The 22,036-nt window shown below is 70.7% G+C and carries 20 protein-coding genes; 10 read left to right on the top strand and 10 right to left on the bottom strand.

The window, feature by feature from the left end; genetic code table 11:
• The first annotated feature begins 26 nt into the window (after positions 1 to 26).
• From glpK to ACGHC0_RS02945, 6 genes are all read left to right on the top strand, one after another.
• A complete protein-coding gene (glpK, locus tag ACGHC0_RS02970; RefSeq protein ID WP_368353934.1) occupies positions 27 to 1,547 on the top strand; it encodes a glycerol kinase GlpK in 1,521 nt (506 codons plus the stop codon).
• A 106-nt stretch (positions 1,548 to 1,653) separates the two neighbouring features.
• Complete coding sequence (gene proC, locus ACGHC0_RS02965; protein WP_368353933.1) at positions 1,654 to 2,496, top strand: pyrroline-5-carboxylate reductase; 843 nt, start codon at positions 1,654 to 1,656, stop codon at positions 2,494 to 2,496.
• A gap of 104 nt (positions 2,497 to 2,600) precedes the next feature.
• Positions 2,601 to 4,118 carry a glycosyltransferase family 39 protein gene (locus ACGHC0_RS02960; RefSeq protein WP_415267389.1) on the top strand — a complete coding sequence of 506 codons (1,518 nt, stop codon included), beginning with the start codon at positions 2,601 to 2,603 and terminating at the stop codon, positions 4,116 to 4,118.
• Positions 4,119 to 4,141: 23 nt separating this feature from the next.
• Positions 4,142 to 4,312: a hypothetical protein gene (locus ACGHC0_RS02955; RefSeq protein ID WP_368353931.1), complete on the top strand. Its 171-nt coding sequence runs from the start codon at positions 4,142 to 4,144 to the stop codon at positions 4,310 to 4,312.
• Positions 4,309 to 4,740: a GtrA family protein gene (locus tag ACGHC0_RS02950; protein WP_415267388.1), complete on the top strand. Its 432-nt coding sequence runs from the start codon at positions 4,309 to 4,311 to the stop codon at positions 4,738 to 4,740. The genes ACGHC0_RS02955 and ACGHC0_RS02950 overlap by 4 nt, the downstream gene beginning before the upstream one ends.
• Positions 4,737 to 5,549, top strand: coding sequence for a ChbG/HpnK family deacetylase (locus ACGHC0_RS02945; RefSeq protein WP_368353930.1), 813 nt, complete (start codon positions 4,737 to 4,739; stop codon positions 5,547 to 5,549). The genes ACGHC0_RS02950 and ACGHC0_RS02945 overlap by 4 nt, the downstream gene beginning before the upstream one ends.
• Positions 5,550 to 5,594: 45 nt before the next feature.
• Here the strand turns inward: ACGHC0_RS02945 and ubiA are convergent, their stop codons facing one another.
• The 4 genes from ubiA to recG form a co-directional block, all read right to left on the bottom strand.
• Entirely contained in the window at positions 5,595 to 6,482 is an 888-nt protein-coding gene (ubiA, locus tag ACGHC0_RS02940) for a 4-hydroxybenzoate octaprenyltransferase (RefSeq protein ID WP_415267387.1), read from the bottom strand.
• A gap of 62 nt (positions 6,483 to 6,544) precedes the next feature.
• The gene (locus ACGHC0_RS02935) at positions 6,545 to 7,069 is read right to left on the bottom strand and encodes a Dps family protein (RefSeq protein WP_368353928.1); all 525 of its coding nucleotides are present in this window, start codon (positions 7,067 to 7,069) and stop codon (positions 6,545 to 6,547) included.
• Positions 7,070 to 7,169: 100 nt separating this feature from the next.
• Positions 7,170 to 8,135 carry a LysR substrate-binding domain-containing protein gene (locus ACGHC0_RS02930; RefSeq protein ID WP_013593054.1) on the bottom strand — a complete coding sequence of 322 codons (966 nt, stop codon included), beginning with the start codon at positions 8,133 to 8,135 and terminating at the stop codon, positions 7,170 to 7,172.
• 106 nt (positions 8,136 to 8,241) lie between these two features.
• A complete protein-coding gene (gene recG / locus ACGHC0_RS02925) occupies positions 8,242 to 10,368 on the bottom strand; it encodes an ATP-dependent DNA helicase RecG (RefSeq protein ID WP_415267386.1) in 2,127 nt (708 codons plus the stop codon).
• 178 nt (positions 10,369 to 10,546) lie between these two features.
• Here recG and ACGHC0_RS02920 point away from each other — a divergent pair, with 178 nt between their 5' ends.
• The 4 genes from ACGHC0_RS02920 to queA all read left to right on the top strand — a co-directional run bounded on the left by ACGHC0_RS02920 (position 10,547) and on the right by queA (position 15,126).
• A complete protein-coding gene (locus ACGHC0_RS02920; protein WP_415267385.1) occupies positions 10,547 to 11,842 on the top strand; it encodes an HD-GYP domain-containing protein in 1,296 nt (431 codons plus the stop codon).
• Positions 11,839 to 12,804, top strand: a complete 966-nt coding sequence (locus ACGHC0_RS02915) for an AraC family transcriptional regulator (protein ID WP_415267384.1) — start codon at positions 11,839 to 11,841, stop codon at positions 12,802 to 12,804. The genes ACGHC0_RS02920 and ACGHC0_RS02915 overlap by 4 nt, the downstream gene beginning before the upstream one ends.
• Positions 12,805 to 12,895: 91 nt before the next feature.
• The gene (locus ACGHC0_RS02910; RefSeq protein ID WP_368353924.1) at positions 12,896 to 13,681 is read left to right on the top strand and encodes a fumarylacetoacetate hydrolase family protein; all 786 of its coding nucleotides are present in this window, start codon (positions 12,896 to 12,898) and stop codon (positions 13,679 to 13,681) included.
• 335 nt (positions 13,682 to 14,016) lie between these two features.
• The gene (gene queA, locus ACGHC0_RS02905; RefSeq protein ID WP_415267383.1) at positions 14,017 to 15,126 is read left to right on the top strand and encodes a tRNA preQ1(34) S-adenosylmethionine ribosyltransferase-isomerase QueA; all 1,110 of its coding nucleotides are present in this window, start codon (positions 14,017 to 14,019) and stop codon (positions 15,124 to 15,126) included.
• A gap of 48 nt (positions 15,127 to 15,174) precedes the next feature.
• Here the strand turns inward: queA and ACGHC0_RS02900 are convergent, their stop codons facing one another.
• From ACGHC0_RS02900 to trpD, 6 genes are all read right to left on the bottom strand, one after another.
• Complete coding sequence (locus ACGHC0_RS02900) at positions 15,175 to 16,791, bottom strand: gamma-glutamyltransferase family protein (RefSeq protein WP_415267382.1); 1,617 nt, start codon at positions 16,789 to 16,791, stop codon at positions 15,175 to 15,177.
• An 88-nt stretch (positions 16,792 to 16,879) separates the two neighbouring features.
• Positions 16,880 to 18,811: a hypothetical protein gene (locus tag ACGHC0_RS02895; RefSeq protein WP_415267381.1), complete on the bottom strand. Its 1,932-nt coding sequence runs from the start codon at positions 18,809 to 18,811 to the stop codon at positions 16,880 to 16,882.
• 440 nt (positions 18,812 to 19,251) lie between these two features.
• Positions 19,252 to 19,980 carry a uracil-DNA glycosylase gene (locus tag ACGHC0_RS02890; RefSeq protein ID WP_368353920.1) on the bottom strand — a complete coding sequence of 243 codons (729 nt, stop codon included), beginning with the start codon at positions 19,978 to 19,980 and terminating at the stop codon, positions 19,252 to 19,254.
• A gap of 10 nt (positions 19,981 to 19,990) precedes the next feature.
• Positions 19,991 to 20,791 (bottom strand): indole-3-glycerol phosphate synthase TrpC, encoded by an 801-nt coding sequence (trpC, locus tag ACGHC0_RS02885; RefSeq protein WP_368353919.1) that lies wholly within the window; start codon positions 20,789 to 20,791, stop codon positions 19,991 to 19,993.
• Entirely contained in the window at positions 20,784 to 20,939 is a 156-nt protein-coding gene (locus ACGHC0_RS02880; RefSeq protein ID WP_415267380.1) for a hypothetical protein, read from the bottom strand. The genes trpC and ACGHC0_RS02880 overlap by 8 nt, the downstream gene beginning before the upstream one ends.
• Positions 20,940 to 20,964: 25 nt before the next feature.
• Entirely contained in the window at positions 20,965 to 22,002 is a 1,038-nt protein-coding gene (gene trpD / locus ACGHC0_RS02875) for an anthranilate phosphoribosyltransferase (protein WP_415267379.1), read from the bottom strand.
• Positions 22,003 to 22,036 lie beyond the last annotated feature (34 nt).

Here is a 22,036-nt window from a genome sequence, read left to right as displayed (position 1 = left end):
CCAACACCGCATACCCTCCGGACGCCATGACCTATCTGCTCGCCCTCGACCAAGGCACCTCCAGCTCGCGCAGCATCGTTTTCGACGAGCATGGGCACATCGTCGCGCAGGCCCAGCAGGAACTGCCGCAGATCTACCCGCAGCCCGGCTGGGTGGAGCACGACCCGATGGAGATCTGGCGCACGCAGCTGGCCACGGCGCGGCAGGCGCTCGCGCAGGCGCAGATCGGACCGGGCGACGTGCGGGCGCTGGGCATCACCAACCAGCGCGAGACCACGGTGCTGTGGAACCGCCGCACCGGGCAGCCGGTGCACCACGCCATCGTCTGGCAGGACCGGCGCGCCGAGCCGCTGTGCGCCGAACTGCGCGAGCAGGGCCACGAGCCGATGATCCAGGAGCGCACGGGTCTGCGCATCGACGCGTATTTCTCGGCGACCAAGCTGCGCTGGCTGCTGGACCACGTGCCCGGCGCGCGCGCGGCGGCAGAGGCCGGAGAACTCGCCTTCGGCACGGTGGACAGCTGGCTCATCTGGCAGCTGACGGGCGGCAAGGTACACGTGACGGACGTGAGCAATGCCTCGCGCACGATGCTGTTCAACGTGCATTCCAACACCTGGGACGACGACCTGCTGGCGCTGCTGCGCATTCCGCGCGAACTGCTGCCGCGCGTGCAGCCTTCGGCAAGCGACTTCGGCGCGACGGATGCGGCGCTGCTGGGCGGCGCCATCCCGATCGGCGGGGTGGCGGGCGACCAGCAGAGCGCGCTGTTCGGCCAGGCGTGTTTCACCGCCGGCATGGCCAAGAACACCTACGGCACCGGCTGCTTCATGCTGATGCACACGGGCAGCAGCTTCCAGACCTCGCGCAACGGGCTGCTGACGACCAGCGCGGCGCAGATCGCTCCCCGGGCCGGCGCGGGCCACGGGGCGCCGGAGCCGGCCTTCGCCATGGAGGGCAGCGTGTTCGTGGGTGGCGCGGTGGTGCAATGGCTGCGCGACGGGCTGCGCGCCATATCGACCAGCAGCGAGGTGCAGTCGCTGGCCGAGAGCGTGCCGGATTCCGGCGGCGTGATGATGGTGCCGGCCTTCACCGGACTGGGCGCGCCCTACTGGAAGCCGGACGCCCGCGGCACCATCACGGGCCTCACCCGCGGCACGACCATTGCCCATATCGCGCGCGCGGCGCTGGAGAGCATCGCCTACCAGAGCGCTGCGCTGCTGCAGGCGATGAGCCGCGACGCGGTGGCGGCCGGCGGCGCGCCCGTGAGCGAGCTGCGGGTGGACGGCGGCGCCTGCGTGAACGACCTGCTGATGCAGTTCCAGGCCGACCTGCTGGGCATTCCCGTGGTGCGGCCGGCGGTGATCGAGACCACGGCGCTGGGCGCCGCCTACCTGGCGGGACTCTCCAGCGGGGTCTATGCGGGCACGGACGCCCTGTCGGCGCTGTGGCGCGCCGAGCGGCGGTTCCTGCCCACGCTGAGCGCCGCGCGCGCGCAGGAATGCATGGCACGCTGGGAGCATGCGGTGCGGCAGGCCGCGCTGGACTGACCGGAAGGAAGCGCTACCATCCGGTGCCGCGGCCTGCGGCGGCGCTCCGCTGCGGGCCTTCCCTTCTTCCACGGGCCGCCCGCCGGCCCTCCCCGCTTTCGCACGCATGACGCCCGACACCCCCTCCCCCGCATCCGACCAGCCCGCGATCGCCTTCATCGGCGGGGGCAACATGGCCAGCGCCATCATCGGCGGGCTGATCCGGCAGGGCACACCCGCCTCCGGCATCGAGGTGGTCGAGCCATGGGAGGAAGCGCGGGCCGCCCTGCGTGCGCACCACGGCATCGAGGCCCTGCCGGAGGCCGGGACGGCCCTGGAGCGCGCAGGCGTGGTGGTGTGGGCGGTCAAGCCCCAGACGTTCAAGGAGGCGGCGCAGCAGGCACGCCCGTATACGGCGAATGCGGTCCACCTCAGCGTGGCCGCGGGCATCCGGTCGGACAGCATCGCCGCCTGGCTGGGCACGGACTGCGTGGTGCGCGCCATGCCCAACACGCCCGCGCTGATCGGGCGCGGCATGACGGCGCTCTATGCCCGCACGCAGGTGAGCCCGGCGCAGCGCGCGGCCGTGCAGCAGGTGCTGTCGTCCACGGGCGAACTGCTCTGGGTGGACGAGGAGCCGCAACTCGACGCCGTGACCGCGCTGTCGGGATCGGGCCCGGCCTATGTCTTCCTGTTCCTGGAGGCGATGGCGCAGGCGGGGGTGGAGATGGGCCTCGCGCCCGAGCAGGCGCACCAGCTGGCCGTGGGCACGTTCACGGGGGCATCGGAACTGGCGCGCCGCTCGGACGAGTCGCCCGCGGTGCTGCGCCAGCGCGTGACCTCCAAGGGCGGCACCACCTTCGCGGCCGTCCAGTCGATGGAGCAGGCCGGCCTGCCGGACCAGTTCATCCGCGCGATGAAAGCCGCACAGGCACGGGCCCGGGAACTGGGGGACGAGTTCGGAAGGTGACCGTGTCGGGATGGCGGTACCGCAGGTGGTAGCGGAGGGCGTTGCAACTTTTACAATCGCAGGTTCTTCCTCAAGAGCCCGCTACGCTCGCCACGCCTGCCTGCATGCCCATCGCCACCACTGCACCGTCCAGCATTTCCCATAGAGCCCTCGCACTGCTGGCGGCGCTCTACGTACTCGCGTGGTCGCTGCTGCCGCCCCTGCTGAGCTCCAGCCTGCCGCTGGACGTGGTGGAAAGCCTGTCCTGGGGGCGGGAGTGGGAGTGGGGCTACTACAAGCACCCGCCGCTGGCGCCCTGGGTGCTGGAACTGTCCTACCGTGCGTTCGGGCGCGTCGGTCCGTTCCTGCTGAGCCAGTTGTTCATCGCGGCCACGCTGTGGCTGGTGTGGATCACTGGGTGTCGCCTGATGTCGCGCGAGCGGGCCCTGCTGGGCACGCTGCTGACCATGGGAGTGGCCTACTACACCCGGCCGGCGCTGGAGTTCAACCACAACATCGCGCAGATGCCGCTGTGGGCGGCGGCGGGTTACTGCCTGCTGGCGGCGCTCCAGGAAGGCAGGCTGCGGCACTGGCTGGCACTGGGCATCGTGGCGGGTCTGGGCCTGCTCACGAAGTATTCCGTCGGCCTGCTGCTGATGGCGCTGGCGCTGTACCTGCTGCTGACGCCCGCTCGCCGGGTGCTGTCAGGCCCCGGGCCGTGGCTCGCTCTGGTGGCGATGCTGCTGGTGTTCGCGCCGCACCTGCACTGGCTGCGGGAGTCCGGCTGGCTGCCCATGGCATATGCCAAAGGCCGCGCGGCCGTGGAGGGCGCCGGACCCATCGCGGCGCGGCTGGATGCGCTGTCCTTCCTGGCGACGCAGGCACTGAACCACCTGCCCCTGGCGATCATCGTATTGGCGGCGCTGTGGAATACGCGCGGGCAGCGCGCGGCGGACGCCCGTCCCGACGCGTGGCGGCTGCAGGCCCGCATGCCGGGCTACCTGCTCGTTCTCGCACTGGGCCCGTGCCTGCTGGCCTGCGCACTGGGCATCGTGCTGGGGCTGCGGCTGCGCGACATGTGGGGCGTGCCCATGTGGGTGTACAGCGGCCTGCTGGTGGCAGCGTGGCTGCCCGAGGCCTGGCTGCCGGCCCTGCGGCCGCGGCTGCTGCGCGGCCTGGCCGTGTGGCTGGTGCTGGTTTCCGTGCTGACCGGCGTGTTCCTGGCCTATGGTGCGCAGTGGCGCAAGCGCCCGGCGCGCACGGACTGGCCCCAGACAGCGGTCGCGCAGCAGGCGCGGGCGCTGTGGGAGGCGCATTCGCGCTGCCCGCTGGATTCCGTCTCGGGCGACTATTGGGCGACCGGCCTGGTGGCGGCACAGCTGCCCGACCGGCCGTCCGTCTTCATCACCGGAGACGACCGGTTTTCTCCGTGGATCACCCTGGAGCGCCTGCAGGCGAATGGCACACTGTGGATCGGCCTGGGCGACCAGCCCCCCGTGCCGGCGCTGCTCGAAGAACTGGACAGCACCCCCGGGATGCGCGTGCAGCAGGGGCAGGTGCAGGTGCGCTGGCCGTACCGGGGCGCCGAAGCCCCGCTCACCATGCATTGGCGCACCTATGTGCCCGACGCATGCGCCCGCTAATCTCGAATTCCGGACATGCTGACATGATGGTCTCTTTCTCCGACACCCCCATCGCCCCCAGCGGCGGCAGGAATGACTGCCTGCCCGATGGCGCCGGGGTCGCCGGACGGCCCCGCAATGCGATCGGGAGGCACCCGACCGACCTGACGGCGCGCGGCGAAGACCGAGCCCCGCTGACGCGCGAGTGGTCGTGATCCAGACGCTGCACACCCTTTTTTCCTTATTGCGGCGCCTGCCGCAAGAGCTTCAGTTCATCCTGGTGGGCGGTGCTGCCGCCGCCACACACCTCGCTGTGGCGGTCTCTCTGGTGGCTCTCGCCGGCATGGCGCCGCTGGCTGCCAACGTGTTCGCGTTCCTGGTGGCCTTTTCCGTGAGTTACAACGGCCATGCCTTGCTGACGTTCGCCAGCGCCCGGGCCAAGGGCCCCGCAGTGGTAGCACGCTATTTCGCGGTCGCCAGCCTGTCCTTCGCCGCCAACGAGCTACTGTACTTCGTGGCACTGCATGCCCTGGACTGGCACTATGCCTGGAGTCTGGTCGGCGTGCTGGTGCTGGTGGCCACGGGCACGTTCCTGCTGAGCAAGTCCTGGGCGTTCAGGAACTCCTCGGGCCCGCGGTCGTGACCCGCGCCCTCGTCCTGTGCGCGGATGACTACGCGCTGCATCCATTGGTGGATGCAGCGGTGGAGCAGCTCGTACTGGCTGGCCGCCTCTCCGCCACCGGCTGCATGACGACATCGCCCCAATGGCCGGCAGCGGCGCGCCGCCTCGCGCATCTGCGCCCCCGCCTGGCCGTTGGCCTGCATTTCAACCTGACCGAAACCCACGGAGGTGCGCACGCCGGCGCCCGTCCCCTCGGAGAGGTAATCCTGCGGGCCTACGCCCGGCAGCTGTCCGCCGCGTCACTGCGGGCCACCTGGCGCGCGCAGTTCGACGCCTTCGAGCGGGAGACAGGCACGCCACCGGACTTCGTCGATGGCCACCAGCATGTGCACCAGTTGCCCCGCGCGCGGGATGCGCTGCAGACCGAGCTGCTGGCCCGCTATGCGCCCCACGAGCGCCCCTGGGTACGCTCCACCGCGCCCGCCCCCGGGCTGTGGCGCCAACCGAAGGCATCCATCATCGCCATGCTGGGCGGCTGGACGGCCACGCGGCGCTGGCGCCGGACGGGGCTGGCGACGAACCCGGGTTTCGGGGGGGTCTATGGCTTCGATGCGCCCGATGCCTCGGCCTACGGGGCGCACATGGCGAAGTGGCTGCCGCACCTGCCGGACGGCGGGCTGCTGATGTGCCATCCGGCCACGGAGGTGGTGCATGGCGATGCCATCGGCGCGCAACGGCCGGTGGAGTTCGCCTATCTGATGTCCGAGGCCTTCGGCGAACTGCTGCGGCGCAGCGGCCGGCATGTGCAGCAAGGGCCGTTCGCGCCGTAGCAGACCGCCGGCCGGCGGGCGCCAAGGACGCGCGCCGGCGGCAGATCAGTGCAGTGCGAACCCCGCCACGATGCCCGCGAACAGCGTGAAGCCCAGCCAGTGGTTGCTGGTGAATGCACGGAAGCATCCATCGCGGGTGCGGTGCCGGATGAGGCGCCAGTGCCAAGCCACCTGGAGCAGCACGGCGGCCAGCGCGGCATGCAGGGGCCAGCCCAGGCCGAAGGGCGCCAGCGCCCAGGCCCAGAGGGCGACGAACGCCAGGTAGAAGGCCATCACGGCCGGCACGTCGTGTCGCCCCAGGGTGATCGCCGAGGTCTTCATGCCGATCTTCAGGTCGTCGTCGCGGTCCACCATGGCGTATTCGGTGTCATAGGCCAGCACCCAGCAGAGGTTGCCCAGCACCAGCCAGGCAGCCAGCATCGGCACGGTGCTGCCCACCGCGGTGAAGGCCATCGGGATGCCCATGCTGAAAGCCACGCCGAGCACGGCCTGGGGCATGGAGACGAAGCGCTTGGCGAACGGGTAGGCCATGGTGACGGCCAGCGCGGGCAGCGACCACGCGACGGTGGCCGCATTGGTGGTGAGCACGAGGCCGAACGACACCAGGGCGAGCACCGCGCCCACGGCCAGCGCCTCGCGCACCGATACGGCGCCGCTGGTGACGGGGCGCTGCGCGGTGCGCTTCACGTGCCGGTCGAAGTCGCGGTCGGCGACATCGTTCACGCAGCATCCTGCGCTGCGCATGAGGATGGTGCCCAGCGTGAAGACGGCCAGCAGGTGCCAGCCCGGAAAGCCTCCGGCCGCGATCCACAGCGCCGAGAGCGTGGGCCAGAGCAGCAGCAGCCAGCCGGCAGGCCGGCTCCAGCGGATCAGGTCGAGGTACAGCGCCAGGCGCGAGGGCCGGGGGGGACGGTGCGGTGCGGTGCTCTGCATGGGCGTGCGGCGGGAATGAAAAACGCCCGCGGCAGGCGGGCGTGGGCTGGAGCGGGAAAGACTCAACCTTCCAGCAGCGAGCGCAGCATCCAGGCGGTCTGCTCATGCACGGTCAGGCGCTGGGTGAGCAGATCGGCCGTGGGCTCGTCGCTGGCCTTGTCGGCCACGGGGAACAGTTCGCGCGCGGTGCGGGCCACGGCTTCATGGCCTTCGACCAGGATGCGCACCATGTCCAGCGCCGCGGGCGGCGTGCCGGGCACGTCGGCCAGCGAGGTCAGGCGGCCGAACTCGGCATAGGAGCCGGGGGCGGGATGGCCCAGCGAACGGATGCGCTCGGCCACCGGATCGACGGCGTTCCACAGTTCGGTGTACTGCTCCATGAACATGGTGTGCAGCGAGTTGAACATCGGACCCGTCACGTTCCAGTGGAAATTGTGCGTGGTCAGGTAGAGCGTGTAGGTGTCGGCGAGCAGGCGCGAGAGGCCCTGCGCGATGGCGGCACGGTCCTTGTCGCTGATGCCGATGTTGATGCGCGGCGCGGTGGCGGGGGACCGGGATGCAGTGGATTTGCCAGAGGCTTTGGCCATGGAGGAGCTCCTTCGTTGGATGGGCTGGGAATCGGGGAAACTTTATCGCAAGCGCACCGCCCCCGGAGCACTGCGGGCCATCGGGGCAGGCCCGGCTTTCTCAGGAAAGGCGGGTGACGCCCGGCAGCTCGCAGGCGTACACGGCGTTGCGCAGCGCCGCGATGGCCTCGTAGCGCGTGAAGCTGCGGCGCCAGGCCAGGACCACGCGGCGCATGGGCGGCGGGCTGCCGTCCTCTTCCTCGATGGGCAGATAACGGATGTGGGTGTCGTCGCTCTTGCGGCGCTTGGTGCCGGTGTGCAGCGCGTCGCGCGGCACGGACAGGCGCGGAACCAGCGTGACGCCCATGCCGGCCGACACCATGTGCTTGATGGTTTCCAGCGACGAGCCCTCGAAGGTGCGGCGGATGCCCTCGGCATTGCTCGCATAGCGCGCGAACTCGGGGCAGACCTCGAGCACGTGGTCGCGGAAGCAGTGGCCGGCGCCCAGCAGCAGCATGGTCTCGCTCTTGAGCTCGGCGGCCGAGATGCTCCTGCGCTCGGCGAGGGGGTGGGACGAAGGCACCGCCGCCAGGAACGGCTCGTCGTAGAGCGGCGCCATGGCGAGGCCCGTGTCCGGGAACGGCTCGGCCATGATGGCGCAGTCGATCTCGCCGGTGCGCAGCATCTCCAGCAGCTTGACGGTGAAGTTCTCCTGCAGCATGAGCGGCATCTGCGGGGTGCGGGCGATGGCGTGCCGCACCAGCTCGGGCAGCAGGTAGGGGCCGATGGTGTAGATCACGCCCAGCGTGAGAACGCCGGCCAGCGGATCCTTGCCGCGCTTGGCGATTTCCTTGATGGCCGCGGCCTGTTCCAGCACGCTCTGGGCCTGGCGCACGATCTCCTCGCCCAGGGGCGTCACCGACACCTCCCCCGCGCTGCGCTCGAAGAGCTTGACCTCCAGCTCGTCCTCGAGCTTCTTGATCGCCACCGACAGGGTGGGCTGCGACACGTAGCAGGCGTCCGCCGCGCGGCCGAAGTGCTTCTCCCGTGCAACGGCGACGATGTATTTGAGTTCTGTGAGGGTCATTGTCTGAAGGGTCGGCAATGCGGAAGGTGCGATTGTGCGCCCGCGACACGGAATGCGGACCGTGCCGGCGGGCCGCCAAGTCTGCCACGGATACAGGTCCGCCGGATCAGGCCTTGAGGTAATCGGCCTTGCCGCCGAGCCAGCGGCCCACGTGGCGGCGCGCATCGCCGGGATGCCCGTCGAGCATGCGCGGGGCCGTCTCGCGCGCCCACTCCAGCAGCAGGGTGTCGGTGGCGAGGTCCGCGAAGCGCAGCATCGGCGCGCCGGACTGCCGCGCACCGAGGAATTCGCCGGGGCCGCGGATTTCCAGGTCGCGCCGCGCGATCTCGAAACCGTCCTGGGTTTCGGCCATGGCCCGCAGGCGGTCGCGCGCGGTCTCGCCCAGCCGGCCGCTCTCGCCCGTCGAGTAGAGCAGCACGCAGGCAGACGCCGCCGATCCGCGGCCCACGCGGCCACGCAGCTGGTGCAGCTGCGAGAGGCCGAACCGCTCGGCATGCTCGATCACCATGAGCGAAGCGTTGGGCACGTCCACGCCCACCTCGATCACCGTGGTGGAGACGAGCACGCCCATGGTGCCGGCGGTGAACAGTTCCATGACGGCCTTCTTCTCGGCCGGTGGCATGCGGGAGTGCAGCAGGCCGACCATGACCGGCGCCTCCCCGCGCGCCGGATCGCCCTGCAGGGCCTCGCTGAGTTCCAGGTGGGTGGCGGTGGCGTTGGAGAGGTCCAGCGCTTCGCTCTCCTCGATGAGCGGGCAGACCCAGTACACCTGCCGGCCCGAGGCCACCTGCGCGCCGATGCGCTCGATGACCTCGTCCTTGCGGCTGTCGGCGATCAGCTTGGTGACGATGGGCGTGCGGCCGGGGGGCAGTTCGTCGATGGTGGAGACGTCGAGGTCGGCGTAGTAGCTCATGGCGAGCGTGCGCGGGATCGGCGTGGCGCTCATCATCAGCAGGTGCGGCTCCATGCCCTGGTCGGCAAGCTTGCGGCGCAGCGCGAGCCGCTGCGCCACGCCGAAACGGTGCTGCTCGTCGATGACGGCCAGCGCGAGGTTGCGGAAGCGCACCTGGTCCTGAATCACGGCGTGGGTGCCCACGACCAGGGCTGCCTCGCCGCTTTCCACCAGCGCCAGCATGGCGGCGCGCTCCTTCTTCTTCTGGCCACCGGCCAGCCAGGCGACGCGACGTCCGCCGGCCGCGAGCAGGGGCTCCAGCCAGCCGATGAGCTTGCGGAAGTGCTGCTCGGCCAGGATCTCGGTGGGCGCCATGAGCGCGCACTGCCAGCCGGCATCCATGCACACGGCCGCCGAAAGCGCCGCCACCACGGTCTTGCCCGAGCCTACGTCGCCCTGCAGGAGCCGGTGCATGGGCACGGGGCGGGCGAGGTCGGCAGCGATCTCGGCGCACACGCGCTGCTGCGCGGCCGTGAGGCCGAAGGGCAGCGCGGCCAGCAGGCGCTCGTGCAGGGCGGGCCCGCCCTGCTCGCCCGGCACGGGCCGCAGCACCGGGGCACGCAGCCGGTCGCGCTCGCGCTTGGCCTCCAGCTGCGAGAGCTGCTGCGCCAGCAGTTCCTCGGCCTTCAGCCGCTGCCAGGCCGGATGGCTGTGGTCCTCCAGCGTGGCGAGGGCCACGTCGGGCGCGGGATGGTGCAGGAACACGAGAGCGTCGCGCAGCGTCCACCAGGAGCGTCCGCCTCCGCCCTCGCCCAGGAACCGCGGGATCGGGGGCTCCAGGCCCGGCGGGATGGTTTCGGACAGGTCCACGCGCTGCAGCGCGCTCACGATGGCCCGGCGCAGATAGGGCTGGGGCAGGCCGGCCGTGGTCGGATAGACCGGCGTGAGGGCGGCGGGCAGCTCACCGCCCGCCAGGCGGAATGCCGGGTGCAGCATCTGCCGCCCCCAGAAGCCGCCCTTGACCTCGCCGCGGATGCGCAGGCGCGCGCCGACGGCCAGGGTCTTCTGGTGCGAGGGATAGAAACTGAAGAAGCGCAGTTCGCAGGTGCCGGTGCCGTCGTCCACCGTCACCACCAGCTGGCGGCGCGGGCGCAACTGCACTTCGCTGGCCGTGACCGTAGCCTCGATCTGGGCCGTGTCGCCATCGCGCACGTTGCGCAGGGGGATGATGCGGGTTTCGTCCTCGTAGCGCAGCGGCAGATGCAGCGCGAGGTCGATGTCGCGCGACAGTCCCAGCTTCAGGAGGGCTTTCTGGGCGGGACCGGGTGCGGGAACGGGCATGGGCGAGGCGGCGGCGGGACAGCGGGAGGACCGGGTCGCGCTGGACGTTAAAATACTAAAAATCGCAATAATTGCAAAAATGGAAACAGCGCACCCTGCGCGCCACGGGGACGCGCAAAAGGCTAACATGCTGCCGCAGCCCCGGCCGTCCTTTCCGCACCAGTTCCTTTTCGCCCCCATGCTCAAGCGAATCAGCGTACAGCACCTCACCCTGGGCATGTACCTGCACCAGTTCTGCGGCTCCTGGATGGACCATCCGTTCTGGCGCACGGGCTTCGTTCTGCAGGATCCGGCGGACCTCTCACGCATCCACGCCACGGCCATCCAGGAGGTCTGGATCGACGTCTCCAAGGGCCGCGACGTCGGCGCCGGGGTGGAAACCGTCACGCCCGAGCAGGCCGAAGCCCGGCGGGAGACGGATTTCCAGAAGTTGCAGGACATGCCGGAACTCAAGGTGGCTGCGCCACCACCGCCTTCGCCCTCCCCGGCCGCGCCCGCGCGTTCGCGGGGGACGGCGCCGACCAGCATGTCCGAGGAACTGGCGCATGCGGCGGCCCTGACCAGCCACGCCCGCCAGACGATGACCTCGATGTTCACCGAGGCACGCATGGGACGGGTGGTGGATTCGACCGAGGCACGCAGCCTCGTCGAGGAAATCTCCGACTCCGTGACGCGCAATCCGTCGGCCCTGATCAGTCTCGCGCGACTGAAGACCGCGGACGACTACACCTACATGCATTCGGTGGCCGTGTGCGCGCTCATGGTGGCCCTGGGCCGCCAGATCGGACTGGAGGGCGAGCGCCTGCGCACCGCCGGCATGGCCGGCCTCATGCACGACATCGGCAAGGCGCGCATCCCGCTGTCGGTGCTGAACAAGCCCGGCAAGCTCACCGACGACGAGTTCGACGTGATCCGCAGCCACTCCGAGCACGGCCACCGGATGCTGCTGGCCTGCGGCGGCGTGGACGAGGAGGTGCTGGACGCCTGCCTGCACCACCACGAGAAGATGGACGGCAGCGGCTACCCGCACCGGCTCGCGGGTGAGGACATCGGCCTGATCGCGCGCATGACGGCGATCTGCGACGTCTATGACGCCATCACCTCCGACCGGCCCTACAAGCGCGGCTGGGATCCGGCCGAGTCGCTGCGCCGCATGGCCGAATGGACGCACGGGCATTTCGACGCACGGCTGTTCCAGGCCTTCGTCAAGAGCATCGGCATCTATCCCGTCGGCTCGCTGGTGCGGCTCGCCTCGGGCCGCATCGGCGTGGTGATGGAGCAGTCCACCTCGCTGGTATCGCCGCGCGTGAAAGTGTTCTTCTCCACCAAATCCGACCTGCGCATCCCGCCCGAGGTGGTCGATCTCTCCTCGCCCGCCTCCGGCGACAAGATCGTCGCGCGCGAAGACCCGGACAAATGGCGCTTCCCGGACCTCGTCGATCTCTGGACCCGGCCCGGGGGCGCAGCCGGATGAGCCGGGCGCGTCCGGACCACGCGCCCCCGGCCGTCCGCACGTATGCGATGGTGGAGCGCTCCCGGCACCTGGACTTCGACATCCGCGACCAGAGCGGCCGCACGCCGCTCACGCAGCCGCACAAGCACGAGTACTTCCAGATCCAGGCCAGCCTCGAAGGGGCGACGCAGCACCACGTGGGAGGCACGGTGCGCCCCTTCACCCCGGGGACGCTGAGCTTCGTGCTGCCGCACCGCATGCACCTGGTGCCGCATCCGCCCGGCACGCGCTGGCTGGTGGTGAACTTCAGCCAGCGCTTTCTCTGGCCCGACCTGCGCGTGGACCCGCTGGACCTGGAGGACGTGCCACTGGCGCTGGCGCCCGAACTCGCGCCCTTCCAGTTCCAGGAACACCTGGACTTCACCTTCGGCGGCGCGGACTGGCAGGCCGTGCTGGCGGTGCTGGACATGCTGCAGCAGGAGAACACGGCGCGCCGGCTGGCGTCGGCGGCGCGCATCCGCGGTGGGCTGCTGGAACTGCTGGCGCGCGCCTGCCAGTGCCGGGAGGGCGAGCTGCGCGCCCTGGCCGCCAACCAGGCCCAGCGCGGCAGCCGGCGCGCGGCACTGGCCCGGGTGCTGCGCTACCTGCGCGGCGAACTGGCGGGCGAGCCCACGCTCGCGAGCGCGGCCGAGGCGGCCTGCCTCTCGCCCAACTACCTCGCCCACCTCATCAAGAAGGAAACGGGCCGCACCTTCACCGAACTGCTGACCGAACGCAGGCTGGCCCTGGCGCAGGAACTGCTGCTGGCCACCGGCGAGCGCATCGGCGAGATCGCTCGGCGCTGCGGCTTCGCGGACGAGGCGTACTTCGCGCGGCGCTTCCGCCAGTGGCACGGCCTGAGCCCGCGCGACTGGCGCACGGAGCGGCTGCGGGAACTGCAGGGCGAGGCCGCTGCCCGCGAACGCGTCCAAGTCTTGCGCTGAATCGTCCGCATGCAGCGCCCCGGCCGCTCCTACAGTGGCATGCACCGGCCCGCGAGAGGCCGCCCGCCATCCAGGACACAGGAGACAGCCCATGCAACGCAGAGATATCCTTATGAACACCACCGCCACCCTCGGCGGCGCCCTGGCCGCCGGCTGCGCCAGCGTCGCCGCCACGCCCGCCGCCCCCTCGCCCTTCACCCTGCCCGTGCCCGCCGTGCCGATCGCCGGCAGCGCCGAGGTCTTCCCGGTGCACCGCATCTACTGCATCGGCCGCAACTACGCGGCCCATGCCCGCGAGATGGGCTCGGACCCGACGCGCGAGCCTCCGTTTTTCTTCCAGAAGCCGAACGACGCGATCCAGTACGTGCCGCCCGGACAGACTGCCGACCACCCCTACCCGGCGCTGACGCGCAACTACCACTACGAAGTGGAACTGGTGGCCGCCCTGCACAGCGGCGGGCGCAACATCCCGGCCGACCAGGCCCTGCAGCACGTCTTCGGCTACGCCGTGGGCCTGGACATGACGCGGCGCGACCTGCAGGGCGACATGAAGGACCAGAAGAAGCCCTGGGAGATCGGCAAGAGCTTCGACCTCTCCGCTCCCATCGGCCCCATCCACCGCGTGGCACGGACGGGCCATTTCCCCCGCGGCGCGATCACCCTGGCGGTGAACGGCACCGTGAAGCAGCAGGCCGACCTCGACCAGATGATCTGGAGCGTGGCCGAACAGATCGCCAAGCTCTCCGAAGCCTTCGAGCTCAAGGCCGGCGACCTGATCTACAGCGGCACGCCGGAGAACGTGGGCGCGGTGGTGAGGGGGGACGTGATGGTGGCACACATCGACGGGCTGCCGGACCTGGCGTTGAAGGTGGTGTGAGCAGGCGCTTGCGGGACAGATCACATAACGACCGGACATGCATGCCAGAAAAGGACCTAATGGATTGCGTTCGGTCCGGTCCATGGACTGGCGCGGCAATGCTGCGCCGCATTGCAATCACCGTCGCCGGCCTGCTGCAGCTCGGCAGCTGGCTGTAGGTTGGTTTCGGCAGATAGGCGGGGGACCATGAGATCGGTCGCATCAGGAGGCTCTCAACGGCCTTCGAGGCCGACACGGACCGGGCAAGGCGCAGACCGCCCTCCATGGGAGAATCGGAAACTTCGCCTTTCTGACCCCTCTCCTTGGAACGGGCCCGTCCGGCCCTCAAGCCCTCCATGTCCGCCAGCCAGCCGCCCCGCGCCTTCACCCTCAGCGACTTCGATTTCTCGCTGCCCCCCGAACTCATCGCCCAGCACCCCGCGCCCGAGCGCAGCGCCTCGCGCCTGCTCGATGGCCGTGCGGATGCACCCGTGGACCGCATCTTCCGCGAGCTGCCGGACCTGCTGCAGCCAGGCGACCTGCTGGTGTTCAACGACACGCGCGTGGTCAAGGCCCGCGTGTTCGGCGAGAAGGCCAGCGGCGGCAAGGTGGAGCTGCTGATCGAGCGCGTGCTCGTGGGCCCGGGCGGCGAGCCCGGCAACGAGGTGGTCGCGCACATGAAGGTGAGCAAGAAGCCTGCCGTGGGCGCCATGCTCCACATGGCCGGGGGCCCTGCGGGCGGCGGCTTCGGCGCGACGCTGCTGGGCCGCTGGCCCGACGAGGACGGTCCCCTGTTCCGCTTCGCGCTGTCGAGCCCCGACGGCGCGGGCCCGCATGCGCTCATGGAGCGCCACGGCCACATGCCGCTGCCACCCTACATCGAGCGCCACCAGGAAGGCGGCGGCGATCCCGATGCGGCCGAGGATGCCGAACGCTACCAGACCGTGTTCGCGCGCGCGCCAGGCGCGGTGGCGGCGCCCACGGCGGCGCTGCATTTCGACGAAGGGGTGCTGGCGGCGCTGGCGGTGCGCGGCGTGGAGCGCGCGAGCGTCACGCTGCACGTGGGCGCCGGCACCTTCCAGCCCGTGAAGACCGAGAGCCTGGCGGACCACCGCATGCACAGCGAGTGGTACGAGGTGCCGCTGGCCACGCTGGCGGCGCTGGAGCGCTGCCGGCAGCGCGGCGGCCGCGTGGTGGCCGTGGGCACGACGACGGTGCGCACGCTCGAATCCTGGGCGCGCAGCGGGCAGGCCACGGGCGATACCGACATCTTCATCACGCCGGGCTTCGCCTTCCAGGTGGTGGACCTGCTGGTCACCAACTTCCACCTGCCCAAGAGCACGCTGATGATGCTCATCAGCGCCTTCACGGGCTACGACCATGCCATGGGCCTCTACCGCCACGCGATCGCTCAGCGCTACCGGTTCTTCAGCTACGGCGACGCGATGCTGCTGGCGCGTCGCTGACGCGGCACCGCCCGCACGGGAAGCCCCGGGCGGGTCCCGGAGCGGCACTCAGTACGCGACGGCGTGCCCGTCCTTGCGCGGGTCCGATCCCGCCGCATAGGTGCCGCTGTCCAGCCGCAGCACCAGCTGGGCGCCGCCGAACGCGAAGACGCCGTCGCCCGCCTCCACCGCCACCTCGTGGCCGCGCGCGCGCAAAGCCTCTGCCACGGCGGGATCGAATGTGGACTCCACGGCCACGCCGCGGCCGCCCGTCACGCGCCAGCGCGGGGCATCGGCGGCAGCCTGCGGGTTCTGTCCGTAGCGCAGCACGCGCAGCACCATCTGTACATGGCCCTGGGACTGCATCGGCCCGCCCATGACGCCGAAGGCCATGCGCGGCGCGCCGCCGGCATCCATGGCGAAGGCCGGGATGATGGTGTGCGAGGGGCGCTTGCGCGGCGCCACCTCGTTCGCGTGGCCCGCCTCGGCAGTGAAGCAGTGGCCGCGGTTCTGCAGGCTGATGCCCGTGCCCGGCACCACCACGCCCGAGCCGAAGCCCATGTAGTTGGACTGGATGAAGGAGACCATCATGCCGCTCTCGTCGGCCGCGGCGAGGTACACGGTGCCGCCCGGGCGCGGCGTGCCATGGCCGGGGTCGCCCGCGCGGGCCGGGTCGATGAGCGCGGCGCGCTCGCGCACGTAGGCGTCCGACAGCAGGTCGCGCGCGGCCACGCGCATGGCGTCCGCATCGGCGTTGTGCCGGTACAGGTCCGCCAGCGCGAGCTTCATGGCCTCGATGCTCGCGTGCACGGTGTCCACGTGGTCCACGGGCTGTGCGCCGATGCCGTGCGCATCCAGCATGCCCAGCGCCATCAGCGCCGCGATGCCCTGGCCGTTGGGCGGGATCTCGTGGATCACCGAATCACCGAAACGCCGGCTCACGGTGCCCACCCAGTCGGCCTGGTGGGCCGCGAGGTCCTCCTCGGTCATCGCGCCGCCGTTCGCGCGGGCGTGCGCCACCATCTGCCGGGCCAGCTCGCCGCGGTAGAAGTCTTCGCCTTCGGTGGCGGCGATGCGCTCCAGGGTGCGGGCATGGGCTTCGCTGCGGAAGATCTCGCCCGCGCGCGGCGTGCGGCCTCCGGGCATGAAGCATTCGGCGAACCCTGGCTGGCCGCCCAGCTTGGAGGCCCCCAGCGCCCATTGCCGGGCGATGGTGGACGAGACGGCGAAGCCGCCGCGCGCGTAATCGATGGCCGGCTGCGCGAGTTGCGCGAAAGGCAGGCGGCCGAAGCGCCGCGAGAGCGCCACCCAGCCGGAGACGGCGCCCGGCACCGTCACGGCATTCCAGCCCGTCTCCGGGATGCCTCCACGCTCGGCGAAGTAGCCGGGCGTCCAGGCGGCGGGGGCTCGCCCCGAAGCGTTCAGGCCGTGCAGCTCCTGGCCGTCCCACACGATGGCGAATGCGTCGCTGCCGATGCCGCAGCCCGTGGGCTCGACCACGGTGAGCACCATCGCTGCGGCCAGGGCTGCATCGACCGCATTGCCCCCCGCCTGCAGCATCCGCAGCCCGGCCTGGGCCGCCAGGGGCTGGGAGGTGGACACGACATTGCGGCCCATGACCGCGCTCCGGTGCGAGGCGTAGGGCAGGGTCCAATCGATGGCGCGGTCGCCGCGGGGTGCAGTCATGGTGCGTTGTCTCCTTCAGGAATGCGTTCAGGTGGAGACGGCATTCTTGCAGGTGCGCGGTCCGCACGCGCCGCCCGCCGTGGCGGCATCAGCTCCTGGCCATGCGCTGCTGCAGCTGCTCCAGCACCTTCGCGTCGAGGGGGCCCCGGTGCACGCTGTCGAGAGCGTTATTGAGCACCTCCCAGGTTCGCCCCTTTCCGCGCTGCTCTGCATTCTTGACGTGGACGGCGTCCAGGTCGTCGAATGCGATGGTGCGGCAGGCATCGGCCGTGACCGGTTGCCGTGTGTGCAGGTGCACGTAGAGCGGCGGCGCGGGCTGGCCGTTCGCGAGCGTCCCGACGTCCAGCGCTACCTCGAAGAGCGTGGCGCGGTTTCCGCTGGCACTGTCCTGCGAGCGCAGCGGCACGGGCGTGCCGACCCTCAGGCTCCGGCCCTGCGGGTCGGCCTGCATCAGGTGCTCCACGTGCTTGAGCCGGGGGTACGCGAAAGTCTTGACCCGGTCCAGTTCCACGGCATCGATCTGTGCGTGCAGCTGTCTGAGCGGCTCGATCCGCTCCTCGCGGATTTTCCGCAGGAGGTCTTTCGCCGGCGCCCCGCCGTCACCGTCCTGCGATGCCTGCAACTGCTCCAGCACGCCCTTCCAGCGGCCCGCATGGCCGAACCAGCTGTCGAGCGCCAGCCGCATCTGCCTGCCGGCTTCCAGCGGGTCGCTGTCGGCATTGCGATAGACCTGGAGAGCCGACGTGTTCTTGCGGAGCGATGCGCCCATCTCGATCACATCGTCCAGCCCGGCCACGCGGACCGCGGGAGGGCGCTTGAATGTGCCCAGGCGCTCGCGGGCCATCTGCAGCAGGGCATCGCGTGCGGGATCCTGCGCGACGGAGGAGGACGACTCGCCACTGCCCTGGTGCGCCTTCTGCCTGCGGAGCCTGGCACGCGCTTGCGGCGGGTGCCGCCGGGGCACCGCGGGAGCCGGCGTGTCCGGCACCGCTTCCATCGCCGCGTCAGACCCCGGGCTGTCGGTCTCGTTGCGAGGCGCCGCATCCGGAGCGATATGCTGGCCCAGGTAGGTGAGCCCCTGCACATGCCTGGCCGCAGCTTCCGGCAGCTTGTAGGCACCCAGCGCGTCTTCCATTTCGCCGGCGACGCGCGCGATGGAATGCAGGATGTGCGGTGCCAGCCGCAACGTCGCGGAGGACGGATCTTCGCCCTCGGAGGCGAACTGCGCGCCGGCCACCTCCACGAACGCCCGGGCGGCGCCCAGCAGCGCGTCCAGCTGGCCCTGCAGTTGCGCCACCTTCTCGGGGGGTGCGGGTGCGCGCGCGTCCAGCAGCACGTCGAGGGCGTCCAGCAGTTCTTCGTGGCCTGCGGCGCGGGTTTTCAGCGCACCGAGGGCGGCCCCGGCCGGCGTGCCGGCCAGGGCTGGCTCCATGCCGAGGCGCTGGATGCACAGCTGGACGCCATCGAGGTGCCGCTCGATGCGCTTGAGCCGCATTTCCGTGAGCCCCACCACGGCGTCCTTGAGGGCCCGGGCCATGCCCTGATCGGTCTTGAGATCCGGCCTGGCACCCAGGCGCCGGATCGAAACCGAGGCGGCGTCCATGCAGGGTTCGAGCTGCTGCAGGGTCCCGTCCAGGCCCGTCAGGTAGTCCGAGAGCTCCCGGTCGAACTCCGGAGTCATGCCCATCCGCGCCGCCTCGGCCGCGTGCATGCGCCACTTGAGCTTGCCCCCTGCATCCTTCGCATCGAAGGTGTCGATCAGCACCCCCGCCAGGTCGCCGGCCATGAACGCCTGTTTCTGCGGGAGATACCGCAGAGCTATCTGGCCCTTTTGGCTGTTGAGCTGGTAGACGTTGAGGAACGGCACGGCGTCCAGCCCGCGCCGCGCGGCCTTCAATGCGCCGGGCAGCATGCGCGCGGTGGCTTCTCGAGACACCGCCGGGTCGGACATGAGCTTCTCGAACCGTTGCAGATACACCATGACCTCGTCGACCACCCTGCCCGCGGCCGTGTCGCTCATGGCCGGTGGCGACGCACGGGTCCGTGCGGGCAGGGCAGCCCTCGGCGGCGGCCCTTGCACGCCCGCCACACCCGGGGAGCCCGCTGTCTGCGCGCGCGGGGCGATCAGCGCCGGGACACTGCCCCGGGGCGCCGGTGCACTGCCGCGCCGGGCGGCGGTGCCAGCGTCGGGGGGCTGCTGCGGTGCTGTTCCTCCGCTCCGGGTAGAGTGGCTCCGGTGGACGTTTCGTGATTGCATGGTGGGCCGCATGAACTGCATCCGCGGGGGCACACCGCGCGGGCCTGCGCGGATGCCTGCACCCGGGAAAGCTCCATGCTGCGCCAGCGCGCTATACAGCGCAGGCCGGAGACGAAGCCCCGCGCATCTGCGCGAAGCGTCCGCCGGCCGGCAAGCTCCAACGCCTCGCCGCAGCCGGTGGCAGGGAGACGAGGCGGCACGCGCTACTTCGCCGCCCGCTGCTCGCGGAACTCCCGCGCCCGGCCGAAATGCCCGCAGCCGATGAATGGCACGGGCGGCCTCAGCGCGGACAGGGGCGACGGATGGTTGGCGGTCAGCACGAGGTGGCGGCTGGTGTCGATGAGCGGCCGCTTGGACTGCGCGTGCGATCCCCAGAGCATGAAGACCGCGGGCCGGTCGCCCTCGCCCACCTTGCGGATCACCGCGTCGGTGAGCTGTTCCCAGCCCTTGCCCGCGTGGCTTGCGGGCTGGGCCTCTTCGACGGTGAGGCAAGTGTTGAGCAGCAGCACGCCGTTCTTCGCCCATTTGACGAGGCTGCCGCCCGGCTCGGGCCAGGCCGGGAACGGTGTGCCCAGGTCGCGCTGCAACTCCTTGAAGATGTTGCGCAGCGAGGGCGGCAGGGCCACGCCGGGTGCGACCGAGAAGGCCAGCCCTTCGGCCTGGCCGCGCCCGTGGTAGGGGTCCTGCCCCAGGATGACCACGCGCACCGACTCCGGCGGCGTGAGCTCCAGGGCGCGCAGCGGCCGGGGCGGAAAGATCACCGCGCCCGCCTCCAGCCGCTGGCGCAGGAAGCCCAGCAGCGCCTGCCCGCGCGCGCTCGCGAAGAAATCATCGACCAGCGGCTGCCAGCCGGGCGCCACCGGCCAGTCGGCGGGATCGGCGCCCTGCAATTGCGAAGGCGGGGCGGAGGGTTCGTGCGCGGGAGGGTTCATGGCCGGAGGATCAGGAAAACAGCTTCGCCAGCGCCGCCCCGGGCTCCTGGGCCCGCATGAAGGCCTCGCCCACGAGGAAGGCATGCACGTCGGCATCGCGCAGGGTCTTGACGTCCTGCGGCGTGAGGATGCCCGATTCCGCCACCAGCAGCCGGTCGGACGGCACCGCTTTGCGCAGCGAGACGGTGGTGTCCAGCGACACCTCGAAGGTACGCAGGTTGCGGTTGTTGATGCCCACCAGCGGCGTGCGCAGCTTCAGGGCGCGGTCCAGCTCGGCGCCGTCGTGCACCTCCACCAGCGCTGCCATGCCCAGGCTGTGGGCGATGGCCTCGAACTCGGCCATCTGCGCATCCTCCAGGCAGGCGGCGATCAGCAGGATGGCGTCGGCGCCCATCGCGCGCGATTCGTAGATCTGGTAGGCATCGACCATGAAGTCCTTGCGCAGCACCGGCAGCGCGCAGCTCGCGCGGGCCTGCTTGAGGTAGTCGGGCTGGCCCTGGAAGAACTGCCGGTCGGTCAGCACCGAGAGGCAGGCCGCGCTGACCTTGCCGTTGCCCTCGGCATAGCTCTGGGCGATGTCGGCCGGAATGAAGTTTTCGCGGATGACGCCCTTGCTGGGGCTGGCCTTCTTGATCTCGGCGATCACGGCCGCCTGGCCCGCGGCGATCTTCGCGCGCAGGGCGCCCTCGAAATCGCGCGTGAGCACGCGGCTCTCGGCATCGGCGCGCATGGCGGCCAGGGGCGTCTTCTTCTGCGCCGCCGCGATTTCCTCGCGCTTGACGGCCACGATCTTGTTCAGGATGTCACTCATGTTCCGGTGCTTTCTTCGAAGGGGGCGCCTCCCCCTCGGGGGCGCCTTTTTTCAGGATGTGGATGAAGACGCGGTGCATCACGATGCCCGCCACGATGAATAGCAGGGATACGCCGAGGGCGATCCAGGTTCCGCTGTCGCGCCACATGGGGAGGTCGCAGCCGGCTGGTGCCTCAGGCACCCGCGGCCAGGGCCCGGGTACGCGCCACCAGCTGCTCCAGCCGCGCGAGCGCCGCGCCGGAGTCGAGGGCCGCGCGGGCCCGCGCGATGCCGTCGGCCATGGTGGCGGCCACGTTCGCCGCATAGAGCGCCACGCCCGCGTTCAGGCTGACGATCTCGCGCGCGGGGCCGGGCTCGCCGCGCAGCACCGACAGCAGCATCTCGCGCGACTGCTCGGGCGTCTCCACCTTGAGGGCGCGGTTGCTGGACATCGCCAGGCCGAAGTCCTCGGGATGGATCTCGTACTCGGTGATCTCGCCGTTCTTCAGTTCGCCCACCATGGTGGCCGCGCCCAGGCTCACCTCGTCCATGCCGTCGCGGCCATAGACCACCAGCGCGTGCTCCGCGCCCAGGCGCTGCAGCGCACGCACCTGGATGCCCACGAGGTCGGGGTGGAACACGCCCATGAGGATGTTCGGTGCGCCGGCGGGGTTGGTGAGCGGCCCGAGGATGTTGAAGAGCGTGCGCACGCCCAGCTCCTTGCGCACGGGCGCCACGTTCTTCATGGCCGGATGGTGGTTGGGGGCGAACATGAAGCCGATGCCGGTGTCGGCGATGCAGCGCGCGATGGCCTCGGGCGGCAGGTCGATATGGACGCCGAGCGACTCCATCACGTCGGCGCTGCCGCTCTTGCTCGACACGCCCCGGCCGCCGTGCTTGGCGGTCTTGGCGCCCGCCGCCGCGGCCACGAACATGGCGCAGGTAGAGATGTTGAAGGTATTGGCGCCGTCGCCGCCGGTGCCCACGATGTCCACCAGGTGGGTGCTGTCGGCCACGGCCACCTTGCGGGAGAACTCACGCATCACCTGCGCCGCCGCGGTGATCTCGCCGATGGTTTCCTTCTTGACGCGCAGGCCGGTGACGATGGCCGCGGTCATCACGGGGGAGAGTTCGCCGCGCATGATCATGCGCATCAGGTGCAGCATCTCGTCGTGGAAGATTTCGCGGTGTTCGATCGTGCGCTGCAGCGCTTCCTGGGGGGTGATGGACATGCGGATAAAGCCTATTCGTGAAATCGGGGAAGTG

Origin of the sequence: Acidovorax sacchari (assembly GCF_042847045.1) — a bacterium.
GTDB lineage: Bacteria > Pseudomonadota > Gammaproteobacteria > Burkholderiales > Burkholderiaceae_C > Paracidovorax > Paracidovorax sacchari.
This window is presented reverse-complemented; position numbering and strand designations above follow the sequence as displayed.

What these genes read in the sequence shown, in the direction of transcription:
- ACGHC0_RS02955 (WP_368353931.1), top strand. Translation starts at nt 4,142, where the DNA reads ATGATGGTCTCTTTCTCCGACACCCCCATCGCCCCCAGCGGCGGCAGG.
- ACGHC0_RS02890 (WP_368353920.1), bottom strand. Translation starts at nt 19,980, where the DNA reads ATGAACCCTCCCGCGCACGAACCCTCCGCCCCGCCTTCGCAATTGCAG.
- ACGHC0_RS02920 (WP_415267385.1), top strand. Translation starts at nt 10,547, where the DNA reads ATGCTCAAGCGAATCAGCGTACAGCACCTCACCCTGGGCATGTACCTG.
- ACGHC0_RS02880 (WP_415267380.1), bottom strand. Translation starts at nt 20,939, where the DNA reads ATGTGGCGCGACAGCGGAACCTGGATCGCCCTCGGCGTATCCCTGCTA.
- ACGHC0_RS02915 (WP_415267384.1), top strand. Translation starts at nt 11,839, where the DNA reads ATGAGCCGGGCGCGTCCGGACCACGCGCCCCCGGCCGTCCGCACGTAT.
- recG (WP_415267386.1), bottom strand. Translation starts at nt 10,368, where the DNA reads ATGCCCGTTCCCGCACCCGGTCCCGCCCAGAAAGCCCTCCTGAAGCTG.
- queA (WP_415267383.1), top strand. Translation starts at nt 14,017, where the DNA reads ATGTCCGCCAGCCAGCCGCCCCGCGCCTTCACCCTCAGCGACTTCGAT.
- ACGHC0_RS02930 (WP_013593054.1), bottom strand. Translation starts at nt 8,135, where the DNA reads ATGACCCTCACAGAACTCAAATACATCGTCGCCGTTGCACGGGAGAAG.
- trpD (WP_415267379.1), bottom strand. Translation starts at nt 22,002, where the DNA reads ATGTCCATCACCCCCCAGGAAGCGCTGCAGCGCACGATCGAACACCGC.
- ACGHC0_RS02910 (WP_368353924.1), top strand. Translation starts at nt 12,896, where the DNA reads ATGCAACGCAGAGATATCCTTATGAACACCACCGCCACCCTCGGCGGC.
- ACGHC0_RS02935 (WP_368353928.1), bottom strand. Translation starts at nt 7,069, where the DNA reads ATGGCCAAAGCCTCTGGCAAATCCACTGCATCCCGGTCCCCCGCCACC.
- ubiA (WP_415267387.1), bottom strand. Translation starts at nt 6,482, where the DNA reads ATGCAGAGCACCGCACCGCACCGTCCCCCCCGGCCCTCGCGCCTGGCG.
- ACGHC0_RS02895 (WP_415267381.1), bottom strand. Translation starts at nt 18,811, where the DNA reads ATGAGCGACACGGCCGCGGGCAGGGTGGTCGACGAGGTCATGGTGTAT.
- proC (WP_368353933.1), top strand. Translation starts at nt 1,654, where the DNA reads ATGACGCCCGACACCCCCTCCCCCGCATCCGACCAGCCCGCGATCGCC.
- glpK (WP_368353934.1), top strand. Translation starts at nt 27, where the DNA reads ATGACCTATCTGCTCGCCCTCGACCAAGGCACCTCCAGCTCGCGCAGC.
- trpC (WP_368353919.1), bottom strand. Translation starts at nt 20,791, where the DNA reads ATGAGTGACATCCTGAACAAGATCGTGGCCGTCAAGCGCGAGGAAATC.
- ACGHC0_RS02900 (WP_415267382.1), bottom strand. Translation starts at nt 16,791, where the DNA reads ATGACTGCACCCCGCGGCGACCGCGCCATCGATTGGACCCTGCCCTAC.
- ACGHC0_RS02960 (WP_415267389.1), top strand. Translation starts at nt 2,601, where the DNA reads ATGCCCATCGCCACCACTGCACCGTCCAGCATTTCCCATAGAGCCCTC.